Source organism: Pontitalea aquivivens (genome assembly GCF_046507575.1).
GTDB lineage: Bacteria > Pseudomonadota > Alphaproteobacteria > Rhodobacterales > Rhodobacteraceae > Pontitalea > Pontitalea aquivivens.
Genome location: NZ_JBKFEY010000031.1, coordinates 1 through 16,011, shown reverse-complemented (window position 1 = coordinate 16,011; position 16,011 = coordinate 1). Strand labels below are relative to the sequence as shown.

The 16,011-nt window shown below is 61.7% G+C and carries 16 protein-coding genes and 2 pseudogenes; 14 read left to right on the top strand and 4 right to left on the bottom strand.

What is annotated here, in order from left to right; genetic code table 11:
- Window positions 1-22: 22 nt before the first annotated feature.
- From ACK8OU_RS18040 to ACK8OU_RS18030, 3 genes are read right to left on the bottom strand one after another with little or no spacing between them, the layout of a single operon-like run.
- Window positions 23-337, bottom strand: coding sequence for a YciI family protein (locus ACK8OU_RS18040; protein WP_410304747.1), 315 nt, complete (start codon window positions 335-337; stop codon window positions 23-25).
- A gap of 47 nt (window positions 338-384) precedes the next feature.
- Window positions 385-1,143, bottom strand: coding sequence for an SDR family NAD(P)-dependent oxidoreductase (locus ACK8OU_RS18035; protein ID WP_410304746.1), 759 nt, complete (start codon window positions 1,141-1,143; stop codon window positions 385-387).
- 9 nt (window positions 1,144-1,152) lie between these two features.
- Window positions 1,153-1,926: an SDR family NAD(P)-dependent oxidoreductase gene (locus ACK8OU_RS18030; RefSeq protein WP_410304745.1), complete on the bottom strand. Its 774-nt coding sequence runs from the start codon at window positions 1,924-1,926 to the stop codon at window positions 1,153-1,155.
- 161 nt (window positions 1,927-2,087) lie between these two features.
- On the opposite strand from ACK8OU_RS18030, the gene ACK8OU_RS18025 reads away from it, so the two are divergent.
- The 4 genes from ACK8OU_RS18025 to ACK8OU_RS18010 all read left to right on the top strand — a co-directional run bounded on the left by ACK8OU_RS18025 (window position 2,088) and on the right by ACK8OU_RS18010 (window position 6,781).
- On the top strand, window positions 2,088-3,707 hold the full coding sequence (locus tag ACK8OU_RS18025) for an FAD-dependent monooxygenase (RefSeq protein ID WP_410304744.1): 1,620 nt from the start codon (window positions 2,088-2,090) through the stop codon (window positions 3,705-3,707).
- 115 nt (window positions 3,708-3,822) lie between these two features.
- Window positions 3,823-4,959, top strand: coding sequence for an MFS transporter (locus tag ACK8OU_RS18020; protein WP_410304743.1), 1,137 nt, complete (start codon window positions 3,823-3,825; stop codon window positions 4,957-4,959).
- Window positions 4,960-4,991: 32 nt separating this feature from the next.
- Complete coding sequence (locus ACK8OU_RS18015; protein ID WP_410304742.1) at window positions 4,992-5,789, top strand: SDR family NAD(P)-dependent oxidoreductase; 798 nt, start codon at window positions 4,992-4,994, stop codon at window positions 5,787-5,789.
- Between the two features lie 299 nt (window positions 5,790-6,088).
- A complete protein-coding gene (locus ACK8OU_RS18010) occupies window positions 6,089-6,781 on the top strand; it encodes a GntR family transcriptional regulator (RefSeq protein WP_410304741.1) in 693 nt (230 codons plus the stop codon).
- A gap of 98 nt (window positions 6,782-6,879) precedes the next feature.
- Here the strand turns inward: ACK8OU_RS18010 and ACK8OU_RS18005 are convergent, their stop codons facing one another.
- Entirely contained in the window at window positions 6,880-7,986 is a 1,107-nt protein-coding gene (locus ACK8OU_RS18005; RefSeq protein ID WP_410304740.1) for an NADH:flavin oxidoreductase/NADH oxidase, read from the bottom strand.
- Window positions 7,987-8,605: 619 nt separating this feature from the next.
- On the opposite strand from ACK8OU_RS18005, the gene ACK8OU_RS18000 reads away from it, so the two are divergent.
- The 10 genes and pseudogenes from ACK8OU_RS18000 to ACK8OU_RS17955 all read left to right on the top strand — a co-directional run.
- Complete coding sequence (locus ACK8OU_RS18000) at window positions 8,606-9,295, top strand: GntR family transcriptional regulator (protein WP_410304739.1); 690 nt, start codon at window positions 8,606-8,608, stop codon at window positions 9,293-9,295.
- A complete protein-coding gene (locus tag ACK8OU_RS17995) occupies window positions 9,288-10,010 on the top strand; it encodes a glutathione S-transferase family protein (RefSeq protein ID WP_410304738.1) in 723 nt (240 codons plus the stop codon). The genes ACK8OU_RS18000 and ACK8OU_RS17995 overlap by 8 nt, the downstream gene beginning before the upstream one ends.
- 214 nt (window positions 10,011-10,224) lie before the next feature.
- A complete protein-coding gene (locus ACK8OU_RS17990; protein ID WP_410304737.1) occupies window positions 10,225-10,950 on the top strand; it encodes an SDR family NAD(P)-dependent oxidoreductase in 726 nt (241 codons plus the stop codon).
- 11 nt (window positions 10,951-10,961) lie between these two features.
- Complete coding sequence (locus ACK8OU_RS17985; RefSeq protein WP_410304736.1) at window positions 10,962-11,666, top strand: EthD domain-containing protein; 705 nt, start codon at window positions 10,962-10,964, stop codon at window positions 11,664-11,666.
- 112 nt (window positions 11,667-11,778) lie between these two features.
- Window positions 11,779-12,759, top strand: coding sequence for a VOC family protein (locus ACK8OU_RS17980; protein ID WP_410304735.1), 981 nt, complete (start codon window positions 11,779-11,781; stop codon window positions 12,757-12,759).
- A gap of 125 nt (window positions 12,760-12,884) precedes the next feature.
- Window positions 12,885-13,136: pseudogene (locus tag ACK8OU_RS17975) on the top strand (SDR family NAD(P)-dependent oxidoreductase); the annotation flags it as partial.
- Entirely contained in the window at window positions 13,103-13,372 is a 270-nt protein-coding gene (locus tag ACK8OU_RS17970; RefSeq protein ID WP_410304760.1) for an SDR family oxidoreductase, read from the top strand. The pseudogene ACK8OU_RS17975 and the gene ACK8OU_RS17970, both read left to right, overlap by 34 nt.
- Window positions 13,306-13,461, top strand: a complete 156-nt coding sequence (locus tag ACK8OU_RS17965; protein ID WP_410304734.1) for an SDR family oxidoreductase — start codon at window positions 13,306-13,308, stop codon at window positions 13,459-13,461. The genes ACK8OU_RS17970 and ACK8OU_RS17965 overlap by 67 nt, the downstream gene beginning before the upstream one ends.
- A 442-nt stretch (window positions 13,462-13,903) precedes the next feature.
- Window positions 13,904-15,601, top strand: coding sequence for a hypothetical protein (locus tag ACK8OU_RS17960; protein WP_410304733.1), 1,698 nt, complete (start codon window positions 13,904-13,906; stop codon window positions 15,599-15,601).
- Window positions 15,598-16,011: pseudogene (locus ACK8OU_RS17955) on the top strand (DEAD/DEAH box helicase); the annotation flags it as partial. The gene ACK8OU_RS17960 and the pseudogene ACK8OU_RS17955, both read left to right, overlap by 4 nt.

Genomic DNA, 16,011 nt, shown 5'->3' with positions numbered 1-16,011 from the left:
CCTTTTCATTCAGAGATGCTGGTCAATCCAGCGGAGGAAGGGCGTGAAACGGCTGTCTGTCTTTCCGCCCGTGCAGATAGAACTGGTTCCAGCGCTGGATGGTGATCGTGCGGAACAGGCCTGCGATGGCAAAAGGGTCTTGCGCGGCAAATTCCTGTGCCTCTGCAAGGGTATCCAGATCCACAAGGATGCAAGCGCCGATGGATTTGCCGGTCTCGTCCTGTAGTCCGCCCGAGGCGATGAGAATTTCCATCTTGCTGTCTAGATAGGCCAGATGCGCGTCGCGATTCTGTTCCCTGATAGCGGGCCCATGTTCGCAATCTTCTGTATAGATCATGTAGGCCAAGGGAGCCTCCTGTTGGTTGTGGGTGCGCGCTGCCCGTTTCAGTGGAAGGTTCGTCCGCCGTCCACTGCCATGGTGGTGCCGGTCACGAAGCTCGATTCCGAACTGGTCAGAAAAAGGATCGCGGCGGCGATCTCCTCTGCGGTGGCGGTCCGCTTGAGCGCATAGTTGTTGGTGATCTCGGGTTTGCTTTCTCCGGACGCGGTCTTGAGGAAACTCTGCGTCATCGGGGTTTCCACCATGCCGGGGCAGACGCAATTCACCCGAACATGGGGTGCGGCTTCCATGGCAATCTGGCGTGACATGGAAATGACACCGCCCTTGGCAGCCACATAAGCGGCCGAGGTGGGCCCAGGCGGCACCAGCGCAACGCCGGACCCAAGCGTCACGATCGTGGCGTTGCCCGAATTGTAAAGATGCGGCAGGGCATTGCGGCAGATCAGGTAGGTGCCCGTCAGGTTGACCGCGATAACCTGGTTCCACAGATCTGGCGTGGTGTCCCGAAGGTTGGCCGGGTCAAAGATGCCGGCGGTGATCACCAGCCCGTCGATCCCGCCCAGCGCGTTCCGCGCCGCATCCAGTGCCGCGCAGACCTGGGCTTCATCGGTGATGTCGGCCTGCAATGCCAGCCCGCGAAGCGGATGGGCCACGTCTTGCACCGCCTGAAGGTTGCGGTCGACCAGGGCCAGCCGCGCGCCTTCGCGTGCGAAGAGGGCTGCGGTTGCCTTGCCGATCCCAGAACCGCCGCCAAAGATGATGATGCGACGGTTTTCAAGACGTGTCGCTGCCGGTTTGCTCATCTCTTGCCCTCAGCCTTGCGGGGAATTCGCGGCCAGCCAGCCGCCGTCAATGACCAGAACATGGCCCGAGATGAACGAAGCTTCGTCAGACGCCAGAAAGAATGCGCCCGAGGCGATGTCTTCCGGCTTGCCCAGCCGCGGGAACGGGGTCGTGTTGACCATGCGGCGCTGGAACGTCGGATCGGCGTTGTCGATTCGCTCGGCCGTCATCGAGGTGCGGATGACACCGGGGGCCACAGCGTTGACGCGAATGCCTTGCGGGCCGTAATCGGCCGCCATCTGCCGGGTCAGGCCAACCATCGCGGCCTTCGACACCGAATATACGCCGGCTCCGGCGCTGCCCCGCAGGCCAAAGATCGAGGCGGTGTTGACGATGCTGGCGCCGGGCTTCAGCACACGCAGCACGGCACGGCAATAGCGCAAAGGCGCCCTGACGTTGATAGCAAGAAAGCGGTCCAGATCTTCGTCGCGTTCGTCGCCGACAGGTTTAGCCCCGCCGATGCCCGCGTTGTTGAGCAAGACGTCAAGCTGTCCGAACCGGTCCATGGCAAGGGCCACGGCATCTTCCGGAGCAGAGTCGCCGTTCACGTCCTGAACGATCGTGGCCACGCGGTCGGGGGCGCTTGCCCGAAGCTGTTCAAGGCCCTCGGCAAGGACATCGCTGGCCACGACAGCATATCCGCCGTCCAGAAAACGCCTTGCCATCGCCGCGCCGATTCCCTGCGCCGCCCCTGTGATCAATGCAACCCTCACGCCGCCCTCCCAAGCCTGCAATGCTAACATGCTACCTTGCGGCTGTGACTGAGATCAAGCGATAATATTTGCGATTAACGAGAATATTGCATTTGGCGAGAGGATGTGAATTATCGGGTTGAAGCTGTTCACGCGAAACTGAAATGCTAGCATGCCTTGGATCGAGCGTTCCATGGTTGGGGAGATGCGAAATGATTGACACACCAGTTCTGATCGCCGGGGCAGGCCCCGTGGGAATGACGCTTGCGCTTGACCTCGCGCAGCGAGGGATTCGCTCGCTGATCGTGGAGCGCGCCCGCACCACCACGCGCCATCCCAAGATGGACATCACCAATGGCCGCAGCATGGAGCTGTTCCGCAGTCTGGGCATCGCGAACGAGTTGCGCGCCGCGGCGGTGCCAACGAAGAACCCGTTCGACGTGACCTGGATCACCGATCTGAAGGGAGCCGAGCTGCACCGTTTCGTCTACCCCAGCGTCGATGACTGGCGTGCCGCGATCGCCGAAAAGAACGATGGCACGCAGCCGCTGGAGCCCTCGATGCGCGTCTCACAGGTCGTGATCGAGCCGGAGCTTCGCAAGCTTCTAGAAAAGCATGCTTTGGTCGACCTGCGCTACGATACCGCATTCGAGGCGCTGGAGCAGGACGAGGACGGGGTGACGGCAACTCTCAAGGATTTGAAGTCAGGTAAAATCTTCACGGTCCGCTGCGCCTACCTTGCCGGTTGCGACGGCGGCGGAAGCCAGGTCCGCCGAGAGCTGGACATCGGGCTTGGCGGCACGCCGCGGGTGATGCAGCGCTACATGACCCACTTCCGCATGCGCGACAACTCCATCATCGAAAAGTTCGGCATCGCCTGGCACTATCAATCGGTTCACGGCACGCTGATTGCCCAGAACGACCGGGACGTGTTCACACTGCACACCCGTACGCAGGACGGCAAGCTGCCCGATGAGGTGGATCCGCGCTGGGCGCTGCGGCAGTTTTTCGGCTATGATCCCGACTGCGAAATCCTGGTGTCGAACCACTGGATCCCGCATCTTCTGGTGGCAGATGCCTATCAGAAGGGCCGTGTGTTCCTAGTGGGCGATGCGGCGCACCAGTATATCCCGACCGGCGGTTACGGTATGAACACCGGGATTGGTGACGCGACTAACCTTGGGTGGAAGCTGGCGGCTGTCTTGCATGGTTATGCCCACCCGCGCCTGCTGGAAAGCTATGACCCTGAGCGTCGCGCCACGGGGCTGCGCAACCGCGACGCCGCTGGCACCAACAGCGATGTGCGCCGCCAGATCGGTGAGCTTTATGATGAACGGCTGTATTTGCAGGGACCAGAGGGCGACGCCCGCCGCGCGGAGGTTGGCCGTGAAATTGCCCGACTGGGCAATCTTGAAAACGAGGCCTGGGGAATCGAATACGGCTATGTCTATGCCGACAGCCCCGCCGTGATGGCAGAGCCCGGCGCGTGTTACAGCGCCGATCCCGCGGTCTACGAGCCGACAACAGTTCCCGGCGCCCGTCTGCCCAGCGTGTTCCTCAAGGATGGGACCGCGCTTTACGATCATCTAGGGCGCTGGTTTACCCTGCTCAACTTTGGCGACGAAACGGCCAGCGCCGCGCTGGAAGCAGTGGCGCAAGCGCGCGGCATCCCATTGAAGGTTGTTTGGCTCGAGGATCCGGCCGTTGCGCCGATCTATCAGGCGCCTCTCGTGCTGGTGCGGACCGACCACCACGTCGCCTGGCGCGGTGAACGCTGCGATATGACCCTGGCCGCGCAGGTGCTGGACCGGATTACCGGTCGTTCCGCCTGACCGACGCCGACTGTCGGGCAGCGTGCCAGCGGCGCGCTGAGAAGTGCGCGGGAAGCGGCTGCCAAAGGCCCCGCTTCCCGAACCGAAGCCCGCGACCTTGAAAGGCGGCGATCAGATGACAAAGGCGATCGGTGCGATCGGCTTGGGCAATTTCGCCATTGGCCTTGGTGCGTTCCTGGTGGTGGGCCTGCTGGTACCCATTGCGCGCGACATGCAGGTGAACACGGCCGAGGCCGGTCTGATGATGGTGATCTACGCGGCGAGCTATGCCCTGACGTCCCCCATTCTGATCAATGTTTCTGGCAGTTGGCCGCGCCGCAGGATGCTTCTGGGATCATTGGCGCTGATGGCCCTTGGCACGCTTACGTGCCTGCTGGCGCCGGATTGGAAACTTTTCCTGATCGGTCGTGCGCTGGCGGCCGTTGGCGGCGGGGCCTATACCCCTATCGCGGCCAGCACCGTCTACAGCCTGAGCCTCCCCGCACGGCGGGGGCGCAACCTTGCCGTCATCTTCCTGTCGATGTCACTGTCGCAGGCCGCCGGCATTCCTTTTGGCATATGGCTGGAGACGCTGATCGGCTGGCGCCAGGTGCTGGTGTCGGTGCTTGCGCTGACGCTTGCTTCTTCGGTGGCGATCCTGCTGACGACGCCAGGCCGGATCTCGTCTTCCAGACCGCCCACAAGCTTTCGTCTGCTGCTTGTGAACGGTAGGGCCCTGGTGTCGCTTTTGCTGACGGTGCTGCAGGTCAGCGCCTATAATGTGATCTACACCTATATCGGTCCCTTGGCCCTAAAGACGGCCGTGGCCACGCCGATGGTGATGCTGCTGGTGATCGGCATTTCAAACTCTGTCGGCGGGCTTCTTGTCGGGCCGATCGCCGATCGCTTCGGCCCGCATCGCCTGTTGATGTTCGTGCTGGCGGCGTTTGCCGCGATCTTGCCGGTGTTTTCCCTGGGCAGCATTCCGATCGCCGTTCTTCTGGGCGCAACATTCGCCTGGGGATTCACATCGGGCTTTTTCATGGTGCCGCAGCAGATGACGCTGGTGCGCGACGCGCCGGACCATCAGACGCTGGTGCTCTCGCTGAATGCGACGGCGACCTACATCGGTGTCGCCTTAGGCAGTGCTGTCGGGGGGCTGGTGATCAGCCGAGCGGGCCTGGACTGCCTAGGGCTTGTCGCCTCTGGCATCGCGCTGGCGGGGCTGGCCATTTTCAATCTGCATCCGGGTCGGCGCGGTCTGGACGGATGAATCACGTTAGAGTCAAGGCAGGAGGGTTATGAATGGACTTCACGGGAAAGGTCGCGCTGATCACGGGTGGCGGCGGCGGCATTGGTCGGGCAGCGGGCTTGGCATTCGCGCTGCGGGGGGCCCAAGTGGTGGTGGTTGACCTGGACGCCGATCTTGGCCGGCAAACGGTTGCCGAGATCACCGCTCAAGGCGGGGCCGCGCAGCTCCTTCAGGCCGATGTCACAAAGGCCGCCGATGTGCAGGCCTATGTCGGGGCGTGCCTGTCCGCTCATGGTCGCATTGATGCGTTCTTCAACAATGCGGGCTATATCGGGGCGCTTCGTTCCCTTGTCGATTATGACGAAGAGGATTTTGACCGTGTCATGGCCATCAACGTGAAGGGTGTGTTCCTTGGCCTGAAATACGTTCTGCCCGTGATGCACCGGCAGCGGTCTGGCGCCGTGGTCAACACTGCCTCGACCGCCTCCATCTTCGGTCCGGCGGGCCAGACTGCCTATGCGGCGTCGAAACATGCGGTAGCTGGCCTGACCAAGGTGGCATCAACCGAAAGCGCCCCCTTTGGCGTGCGGGTGAACGCTGTGCTTCCGGGGCCGGTTGAAACCCGCATGATGCGCGAGGTCGAGATCGGGCGGGCCCCCGACAACCCCGAAAGCGTGCGCCAGCGCACCCGCGCGACAATCCCGCAGGGCAGGTATGCCGAACCCGCCGAGGTTGCCGGCGCTGTCGTGTTTCTGTGTTCCGATCTGGCGTCGGGAACAACGGGGTCCCAACTGGTGATCGACGGCGGGCGGGTTGCGTCAGGCGGTGGTGTCTTTACCCCGGCAAAGTGACGCCAAAAGGTCGCGCCGTGGCGGGGTCTTGCTTGGCGACGGCGCCGAATTAGCGCCCGGGCGGGGGTCGGTTGCAGGGGGCGTCACCGGAAAAGGCTGGCCGCCGACCGCGGGACGGGTGATCTGCACCTCCCGCGTGACGTTACGGCGCCTTCAAGCGTTCGTGGATATTCGCGCGTCAACGCAGACGGGGCAGGTCTTTCTATGGCGGTGGTTTCTTGACGCGGCGGTCCCGGGTTGCGACAAGCCGCCCCGTGGAACGCCAAGCCAGTTCGACGTCAACAGGAAGTTCAGACCGCATGTCCCGCCGCGGCGAAGCGAAAACTCTGGTGATCGATGTCTCGCAGCGCCTGCGCCAGCGGATTCTGGGCGGCGTGCTGCGACCGGGTGACCGGCTTCAACCCGGCCAGCTGAGCAAGGAGTTCGGCGCCAGCACCACCGTGATCCGCGAGGCGCTGCTTCTGCTGGGCCATGACCGTCTGGTGCAAAGCAGCACGGGGCAGGGCTATTTCGTGTCAAGGCTGAACCAGGCCGAGTTCCGTGATCTTACCAAGGTCCGGTGCCATGTCGAAACTCTGGCGCTGACACTTGCGATCGAACGCGGCAGCTTGGCCTGGGAATCCGAATTGACCGCCGTTCACCACCGCCTTGTGCGAACCGAGCGCAAGGTGGATGACCAACCGCAGACCAGCTCCGAATGGTTCAAGGCGCATCGGGATTTCCACGCCAAGCTGATCGAGGCCTGCAGGATTTCCACACTGATCGATTTCAGTGAAACGCTTGCAAACGCGACCGAACTGTATCGCGTTTGGTTTGCCCAGACGGCCACGGTCCTGTCGCGCGATGTCGAACGCGAACATTCAGACATCCTGTCCGCCGTGATTGCACGGGATGCGGGCAAGGCCTGCGCCTTGCTTGTAGGCCATTACACGACGACCATGGAAAACCTGCTTGCGCTCTGGCCCGGCGAGGCGCCCGGGCCGGCCAAATAGATTTGGGTTTCCGGCAAGGCCCTGATGCCACATTTGCGGGGTTGGCCCGCCAAGGTTTCACACCCTTGGTGGGCCTTTGTCACGTCCACGGGCTCCGATCAGGTCTTGCGATGCACCAGGGGATAGCCCGGCCAAACCTTGGCGCCTGCGCGCCAGTGCGGCTTGGGATAGGCAATCTCATCGCCCAGCTCTTGCGCCGCGTGCAGCGCCCAGCGTGGGTCGTCCAGCGCCGCGCGCCCAACGGCAACCAGATCAGCCTTGCCCTGCTGCAAAAGTTCGTCGGCCTGCGTCGCGGTCAGCACCATGCCGACCGCCATTGTCATCATGCCGGTCGACCGCCGAACAGCCTCGGCCAGAAAGCTTTGATAGCCCGGCTCCAACGCGGGCAACTGTTGCCCGCGGGAATTGCCGCCGCTGGAAAGGCAGACATAGTCCACCCCCACATCGCGCAGGGCCGCCGCGACCACCACGGTTTCGTCCAGCGTGATGCCGCCCTCTTTCCAGTCGGTCCCGTTCAGCCGCAGGCCAAGCGCCTTTGACCTTGGCCAGATATTGCGAACCGCCCTGGCAACCTCTACCGCAAGCCGCATCCGGTTTTCCAGCGGCCCGCCATAGGCGTCGGTTCGCGCGTTCGCCAGCGGCGACAGGAACGAACTGATCAGATAGCCATGCGCGGCGTGGATTTCGGCAAGCGCAAAGCCGGCACGATCGGCGCGGCGCGCCGCCTGCACAAAGCTGTCAACGACGGCTTCGATATCCGCCTTGTCCATCACCTTCGGCAACGGCCAGCTTTCGCTGTGGCGGAGCGCCGAGGGGCCGATGGGGGACCAGCCGCCATTGTCGGGCGGGACATAGCCATAGGAATCAAAGGGCTCGCACGAGGCTTTGCGCCCGGCATGCCCCAGTTGAATGCCGAAGTTGCAGTCCGAAAAGCTGCGGATGCGATCCAGCATGTCGCGCAGGGCGGCTTCTTGATCGTCCCTGTAAAGCCCAAGGCAGGCGGGGCTGATGCGGCCCCCCGCAACGACCGCCGTCGATTCAACGATCACCAGGCCGGCGCCAGAGGCCGCCATGTTGCCGTAATGCATGTGGTGCCAGGGGGAAGGCAGCCCATCGGTGGCCATATATTGGCACATCGGCGGCACCACGACACGGTTGCGAAGGGTGACACCCCCGACTTGGGTAGCGCTGAAAAGTAGGCTCATGGGGCGTGGTTCCTTGCGAAAACGGTGGCAGAGGGCCGATCCGGCCAGATGGCGAACGCAACAAGCTCTGGTCGATTGGGCGCACGCTGGCTCTGCCTTCGGCGCGGCCCGTGGTGTTTCCAGACATGCAACTCCAACTTGCCGAACGGTGGCCGACCTTCCGGCAGCGGGACTTCTGATGGCCTGAAATGGATTTCTTGTCAATCTGTCGATAAAACTTGCCGGGTGCAAAGGTCATCCGGAAAACCTTCAAGCCGCTGATTTCGTGCCGGTCTGACGCAGTCGTGCGGCCGGTGGGGGCGTCCGCCCCCGATTGGCAGTGCGATGCCCCAGATGGCCGCGCGCTTCCGCACAATGGGGCGGTCAACGCGAACAGCCTTGGCGCGACCCGGCGGCGACGGCGTTTCGGGCGCAGACGTGTCAAAGGTAACACATGCCGCCGGAAATAGACTTTTCGGGCGACGGCGACCAAAGTCCAGACCGCAGAGATGTGAAACTTTGTCGACCAAAGTTGAAATCTCATAAGAGCTGGATCGAAACGCGAAAATTTGCCGTATTATCGATTGTTTGTCAGAATTCCGCATGGCAATGTGAGTGAACGGTCAACTGGGAGAGGTCGATGCAGGGAAGTGCTGAGGGCGAGGGACTTCGAACCAATCATGTGTTTGAGGCGCTGCGCTTCGAGCTCTTGGAAAGCCGCCTTCTGCCCGGTGAACGGCTAAAGCTAGTCGAGTTGTCTAAGCGCTTCGGTATAAGCCAGACGGTACTGCGCGAGGCGCTGACACGCCTGTGTGAACAGGGATTGGTCGTGTCAAACCCGAAACGCGGGTTCACCGTTGCGCAGCTGTCGGTTGACGATCTGGTAGACCTGACCAATCTGCGGCTAAGGCTCGAAGTAATGGCCTTTGTCGACAGTATCAAAAACGGCGATCTTGTCTGGGAGACATCGGTCGTGGCGGCACATCACACGCTTGAGCGTACCCCTTTCATCACTGAGGCGCCGCTGCATGCCGCGACTTGGCGGCAGGCGCATCGTGCTTTCCACCGCGCGCTGTGCGCAGGCAGTGGGAGCCCGCGGCTGGAGAAGGTCGTTGCGGAATTGCGTGACAGCGCCGACTTGTATCGGATTTGGGCGCGGACGATGGGCGGCGAAGTGGGCCGCGATGTGGCTGCAGAACACCGAGCACTGGTAACGGCAGCCGTGACGCGCGACGCGGAAATGGGGGAACGAGTGTTGACCGAGCACTTGTCACGGACGACTGCTGGTTTGCTGTCGGTGGCGCGCCAATCAGATGGCCTGCATGATTGAACTTTATTGCGCCACCACGCCCAACGTTCTCAAGGTTGAGATCATGCTTGAGGAGGTCGGGGAAGCTTATGTCCTTAGGCCGCTTGACGTGTGGAAGGGCGATCAGTTCTCTCCCGAATTCCGCCGCTTGAACCCGATCGCCAAAGTGCCAGTCATCGTCGACCGTGATGAAGAGGGTAATGCGCTGCCGGTTTTCGAATCCGCCGCGATCTTGATGTATCTCGCAGAGAAACACGGTCGGTTCCTGCCAAGTGCCGGCCGAGCGCGCACGGAATGCTTGCAGTGGCTTGTGTTTCAGGCCGCAAACCAAGGACCCGCTAGCGGGCAACTTGTTCATTTTCAGCGTTACGCAGGCTCTGGGCACGATTATTCATTGAATCGCTACAAGAATCAGGCCGCCGAGGTCTGGACGGTCCTAGAGCAGCGTCTGTCGCAGACTGCCTTCATCGGCGGTAGCGAGTATTCAATAGCCGATATGGCTTCGCTTACGTGGGTCATCAGCCTGTCGAACCTCTTCGGTGAGCAGTTGCCGTTCTTTGCGATCGAGTCCGACCGGCATCCGGCGCTTTCCGCGTGGGCGGCGGCCTGCAAAGAAAGAGCAGCGATCAAGCGGGCGCTAGCGATGCATGCAACGATCCGCTCCGGCCTACCCGCCGCGACTGAAATGGACAAAGATCGCTTTTTCCGGCGCGGCGATTTCAGCCAGAATCTTTGAGCGTGCCGCCGGCGTTAGACTGACCAGGTCAAAGCGGCGTTTGACTGCGAGCCTCGCGTGGCAGGCGTGTCAAATGTTATAATTATCGATAAAGATGATGATAGGCGATAAATTCGCTCGACACTTCATGTTTTGTCGATAAATTGATATTAAACCGATTTATATTGCCAGAGTCGCTTTGTGGCGACGACGGCACCGATGGGGGATTCGGCCGATGAGCGTAGCGATAGTCACGGGCGCGGCAGGCGGAATTGGACGAGCCATCTGCTTTGATCTGGCAGGCAAGGGCGCCAGGATCGTGGCGGCGGACCGCGCGGGAAGCGCACTGGACGCAGTCGTCTCTGACCTTCGCTCCGCAGGCTGTGAGGCCGAAGCCGTGGCGACGGATCTGACCGATGGGGCGGCGCTGGATCGGCTGGTTGGCTCGGTTGAACGGGTGGACATACTTGTAAACAATGCTGGCGTGTTCGACGTCAAAACCTTCGAGGAGTTGCGGGCAGACGATTTTCGCCGCCACTACGAAGTCAACGTGATCGCCGCGGCCGAATTAACCCGCCGCGTCCTGCCGAAGATGGTAACGGGGGCGGCCATCTTGAACATCGCATCTGTCGCGATGTTTGGGTCGCTCAACTTTGCCCACTATTCTGCGTCGAAAGCGGCAGTCGGTGGCCTGACCAAGTCGCTGGCGCTGGAACTGGCCTCGCGCGGGATCCGGGTCAATGCGGTGGCACCGGGAGCAATCAAGACGCCGATGTTGCTGGGTCGCAATGACGGTGACTACAGCAACGTGATGCGCCGGATCCCGCTGGGCCATTTTGGCGAGCCCGAGGACATTGCCGCCGCCGTTGGTTTCCTGACATCGGATCAGGCGCGTTACATCACGGGCGTGGTGCTGGTTGTTGACGGCGGCCGCGTGCTGACCGGCATGCCTTCGGCGTGAAGGGGGGTCTGATGGCCAATATGTTCGTGACCAAGCGCCATATTATGTTGGGCAAGAAGTCCGGGATGGAGATGGAGGACTTCCATGCCCATTGGTCGGGCCCGCATGTCATCCATGTAATCCCGGTAAGCGGCGCACAGCGCTATGTGCAATGCCACGTGAGCCGCATTCTGTGGCGATCGACGGAGCAGATGGCTCACATAGCTGGGTTCGTGGAGCTCGACTACGGCACACCAGAGGCTCTTAGAGCTGTCAAGGTATCTATGGGCAACCGCAGGGCGCTCCTCGAGGATGAGGCAAATTTCCTAGGATGGTGGAGCGGCAGCGAGGCGGAAAGTGCATTTGGACAGCCGTTCCCATCGCAACGGCGCGCCATTGGCATCCTTCACCGCCCCGAGGAGGAGGATGCGGCGGCATTCCGCGGCAAGGTCCGCCGCTTTGTAGCGGAAATGCAGGCGCATTGCTCCTGCTATGCCGAGGAAGCGCTGACCCGTGAAGCGCGAGAATATCCGCCGCTCGAGGTGTTCGACTGGCCTGATTTCTATGTGTACTGCGACCCTGCACGTCCGTCAGAGCTTGCTGACGTCATACGGGAAGATGGCCCCTTCTTAACAGGTCTTAAGAAATTGACCCCTTACGGCGGCGCGTTCCTCGTGCGTGCAGAGGCAAAGCTCATGCCCGGTGAAAAAGACGCCCCATACTGGACCGAAGGGTGACATGTACGCCCGACTAAGCCGCTGATCAGCCGCTCGGCCAGATTGAAGGGAACTGCGGAGAATACCCGTCGATATCTCGAGCGGCCGACGCTCGCAAAGGAAAGGAACTGACATGGCTATTTGTGCACTGGCCTATCTTGGCATCCGGTCGGACAAGCTTTCCGATTGGTCGGATTTCGCTGGTAAGCTGCTGGGGATGCAGAAGATCGACAAAGGCGGCCGGGCTGTCGCATTCCGGATGGACGATCGCATGCAGCGTCTGCTGGTTTCGGACGAGGAGGGCGAAACGCTTGCCTTTTTGGGTTTCGAGGTAGAGCGCGCAAAGGACCTTGAGGACTATGCTGCGCGGCTGGACCGAATTGGAGTCAAAGTTAATTTTGGCAGTCGCGAACTGGCCGACCGCAGGCTTGTCCGCGACCTGATCTGGTTTCAGGATCCGATGGGTAATCGTGTGGAATTGGTTCACGCACCGATGGTAACCAGCGATCCCTTTGTCTCTGGCAGGCCGATCCAAGGCTTCAAGACCGGGCCTTTGGGCATGGGCCATGCGGTGTTACACGTCGAGGATATTGACCTGATGATGCCGTTCTACCGCGATCACCTTGATTTTCACGTGTCAGACTATGGTCTAACGCCGATGGGGCTGTATTTCTTCCACATCAACGGGCGTCACCACAGCTTTGCGATGGTCGGATCGGGGCGTCGTGGGTTCCACCATTTCATGGTTGAATATCAGAATCTTGACGATGTGGGGCAGGGGCTGGACATCGCCCAGACAACCGACCGTGTGGCTTATACGCTTGGGCGGCACACCAATGACTGGATGACCTCATTTTATGCCACGACGCCTTCGGGCTTTTTCGTCGAGAACGGTTGGGGAGGGCGCGTGATCGATCCTTCCACTTGGCAACCGCACGAGACGACTGACGGTCCGAGCTTCTGGGGGCATGAGCGAGTTCACCTTCCCGAGGAACCCGGTGGGATGCGTGAGCGTATGCGGGAAATGCGGATGGATGCAGCGCAGCGTGGTTTGCGCTCACCTGACATGGTGGATTGCCCTTGGCTGTTTGCCGAATTGGCCAGATCATCCTGATCCCCGCGGAGGGACTAGGGGATGGAATTTCTGAAGGGTCGCCTCGCGCGGGGAATTGAGGCCGCTACAGCAAGGGCCATGGTCATAGTGGCTGGGACGATGAAGCCGCGCGCGACAACTCGGATCGCGCTGCAATCACGGCGATTGCTGAGCGGGTCAGGCAGCGCTACGATGACGTCCCGACCTTGGTGAGCAATGCGGGCCCGGCCGCAGAGCTTGCCTTGGACCGCGATGATCAGCCGGCCCAGTGGGGTCCCATGATCGAGGTGAACCAGGCTTCCTTCAACTTGATGACGCGGGCGTTCTCGCCGTCTCTGCGCTCATCAAAAGAAATGTCGTCAACGTGTTGTCAACGGGGGCCTTTGCTGCCCCGCTGACAAGTTCATCCTACAACGCCTCCAAGGCGGGGGTAAAACTGCTGACCCAAACACTGGCCCGTCAGCTGGGGCCTAAGGGGATCCGTGCCAATGCAATTGGTCATGACACGATCCTTACCGGGCTGACTGCCCCCGGACTGTCCGCGATCCGGCCTAGACTGAGTAGATCATGCAGCGCGTGCAGCCTGGACGGCTTGGCGATCCGGATGAAATTGCCGCCCCGATCGTGTTCCTAGCTTCGGATCGGGGAACGCTCATTACCGGTAGCGTGCTGGGTGCTGATGGCGGCTATCTGGCGGTCGGTGCCCCAAAATACGCCATGTAATCTGGCTTTTGATGCCAGTTCCGAGGAGGGACTCCCGCTCCTGCCTTGGGCGCTTGAATTTTTGGTGGCGCTGGTTCGCGGCGATACGACTTTGTTGCGGACAGTTATCAACCAAAGATGCAAGGAGCACCAGCGCGCTTCTTGTACCCCGATCGCTGAACCGGATCTGGCAATTTCCTGACTGATTTTTTTTCTGCTCTCCCGCTTGGGCTGCGTGTGGCCTAGATCTAGAACTGGGTTCGAGGAAGTCCATCCCGCCGAACCGGCGTGCAGACCAATTACCCGCGGCCAAGCGTTCGCTCTGGGAGGAGGTTTCATCGCCAGAGACGGCTACCGAACTGCTCGCGCTGATCCGCCAGGGCATCGGGAGCTACGGCTAGCGCACCTGTTCCGCGAGCGTGAGGCACTGCCAACCGGGCTGCCGGCACCCTTCGCACCTTTCTTGCGCGTGGATCAGGTGCGCTGGCAGATCGCCGGGCCGCTTGCTGAGCAGAGCCGGCTCAGGCGGCTCACGGGCTGGCGGGGGATCGCGGACATCGCGCACTCGGCGGTGAGCCTAAAGGCAGCGGAGCTGCTCCAGCGGCTCGGATTCCAAGCCCCGCAAACCTTCGATGCGGCAAAGCTTGTCAAGGCAGAACTGGGTGAGAACAAGCAGGTTGATCCCGAAACCGCCGCAAAGCTGGGTGCAGTTCTCGATGAGGACTTCGTAAATGCCCTAGCTTGGCCAGAGCAGCAGGAACTGCTGAGGGCTGCGGCCGCTGCGAGGTTCCAAATGGCCGATGGCAGTTGGCGCGAGGCCCGTATGGCGCCGCGCAATGCCGTTGATGCGGATGAGGAGGAACGCCGCATTCTCGCCTTCGCGCCCGATACGGACGTTGCCGACGGCTCCTACACTAACGCGGCGCTTTCATTCTACCGTCTGGCCGCACGACAGAGCGGTTTTCAGAGAACCGCCGAGACCTTTGAGCGCTGGGCGCACGAGACGGTCGACCAAGCTGCCCGATGTGCGCTTCTATCGTACGTTGCAGAGGGCGGCCAAGGCGAGCGCCTGGGCGCGCTTCTGGCGCGCGCGCGACCGCACTGGCTACCCGACGATCCGGACGAGCTCCGCCAAAGCTCATTGGTGGAGGGCCTTGATGACGACACGCGCGGTCGGCTCATGACCATTCTCTATCCATCGCTTGCTCGTAGCATCGGTTCGGGCCGGTGGTCGCCGTTCGACCCGGGCTCCACAGAGCCTTGGGACGCGCCGCCTGATCCGACCGAAGAACTCGCCCGGATCCGCGATTGGTGGCGGCGGGAGCACACCGATCAGCGGCGCAACTACGACACCCGCGTCTGGCCCGACGGGTTCATTCCGGGACGCCTTCGCGACTGCGAGGCCACAGATGACCGGCTAGGCTGGTTCACTTTCTTTGCTCTTGGCATCTTCCGCACGTTGGGCTGGAACAATCAGGGTGCCCACAAAAGCTTTGTCGAGGCCGCGGTCCGAGAGGGCTGGTGGCAAGAAATGGCTGAGGCAAGGTTTCCGAACGACTCGGTCACTGTAGGAGAGTTGAGCGAGGCTGCCATTCCTTGGCTGAAACGCCTCGAAGATTTCGCCCGCCCCGACGCTTGGCAGATCGAATTCCCGCAATGGCGACGAACGATCTCCGACCTTTATGCACTCGCGCGCTGGTTGCCGGACTACGCCGACGCCTTCCGTCTACTGCCGGTGGTGGTCGACCGAGAAGGTCTGGTGTCGTTGAGCAAGCTCTGGCGCATCTCCTACGAGCCGATTTGGCAGCGACGCGGGCTCGAGGGCGCGCCGCTTTCGCAAAGCCTCGGGCTCGGGGCCAACTGGATGATACGCGAGGCGATCCGGCACGGCCTCTGGCTCGACGATGAGGCGATCTGCATGCAACCTTACGCTTGGGCTGCCACCGGTCGTCTGCGCCGACTGTTTGCGGAACGGCTTGCATATCCCCTTGGCGAGCGTGGTCACATGGATCTTTCACCGGAAATCCACGGCTTTGTCGCCGACCATCTTGGCCCGGACGCCGCTTTCCTCGGCGATCTGGACCTTCCGCTTCAGCTCTGGAATGGCGACAGTCAAGAACAGGCCGATGCAACGGAATACGACGACGAGACCGAAGAATGACCGCACTCGCACCTGACTGTCCAGTTCGACATCCGCGACACGGCGATGGCCGTGTTGTCCACGATCTGGGCGATACGATTATCGTCCGTTTCGGCGCGGCACTCGAACAGGTCGAGCGCGGCGAGGTCGAGGTGGTCCGGTCGCTCGCCGATGCTCTGACCGAGGGCAAGCTCGATGATCCCCTCGCCGTGCTCGCCCGCGCACAGGCCCTGCTGATCCATTCGATCAACGACCAGTGGGGGGTGTTTTCACGTTCGAGGGTACAGCTTCTGCCGCATCAGCTATGGGTGTGTCGCCAGGTCACGCAGCACTGGCCCGCGCGTTGGCTGGTGGCGGATGACGTGGGCCTTGGAAAGACGATCGAGGCTGGGCTGATCCTGACGCCTCTGATGGCAGGGGGGCGTATCCAG